This is a genomic window from Aquibium sp. ELW1220, assembly GCF_030398385.1.
Lineage (GTDB): Bacteria > Pseudomonadota > Alphaproteobacteria > Rhizobiales > Rhizobiaceae > Aquibium.
Map to the genome: position 1 here is coordinate 1 of NZ_JAOAOQ010000119.1, position 868 is coordinate 868.

An 868-nucleotide genomic window follows, 5' to 3' on the forward strand; every position below is an offset into this window, starting at 1 on the left:
CGGAGTTCCGCGAGCGACAGGCCTTCAAGAGAATCAATCGGTGGTAGCGTCACGCAAAGGATGAATCACGACCGGGATCGGCTGAAAACCCCCTCCGCCCGGAAATCTGCCCCGGTTACACGACCTGCTTCGTGCCGGTATGTTCGACCACCTCCTGACGGGGTTTGACGACCACGGACAGCCGATCCACGAAAAGTCCGACGAGATGCTCCGGTTGGCTTCTCTGATCAGGTCGACACAACGTGCTTCCATCAACGACCTGAAATACAACTTCACCGAGCACATGTTCCGACAGGGATGGATGGTGATCCGGTCGAGGAGGGACAGCGAACTTTTTTCGATTGGACAGGAGCTTAGTGAGGCAGGGAAGGAACTACATGCCGCCGAATTGGAGGCTGGTATCATGGGCGCTCGGCCGCTTTCCGACACGGAGTATGATCAGCTGAAGAGCCGGCGGGAGGAACAGGCTATCCTCTCGGAGGACGATCGATATGCCTATCTGCGAGGGTCGGTCGAACGCTTTTACAGTGCCGTCGTATCACCAGAGCTAATCGCTTTCGATAGCTCCAGGCTTAGGAGGGAAGCGGTGATCAGGTTTGAGGCGCTCACCTCACGTGATTATCTGGAAAACCAGGAGCATTTTATCGAGCAGCGCATCAACCGAATGGGTCTGGAGGCAGCCGTTCTCAGGGATTTCAACCTGGCGGCCCACGTTCTCAGGAACCTCTTCTCCCACACGCCGATGTAGTAACCGGGGCAGATTTCCGGGCGATCAGGCTTGAGCGGCTTGCCTGACGAGATCGGGGAGTCGCGGTATCGGCTGGTGGGCGGGTATGCCGAGGCGATCGCCGAGATATCGGAAGAACGA

The 868-nt window shown here is 57.5% G+C and carries 1 protein-coding gene; it reads left to right on the forward strand.

Annotated features, from left to right (window positions below; translation table 11 throughout):
- Positions 1–139 precede the first annotated feature (139 nt).
- Positions 140–748 (forward strand): hypothetical protein, encoded by a 609-nt coding sequence (locus tag N1F91_RS30980; RefSeq protein WP_289997761.1) that lies wholly within the window; start codon positions 140–142, stop codon positions 746–748.
- Positions 749–868: the final 120 nt, after the last annotated feature.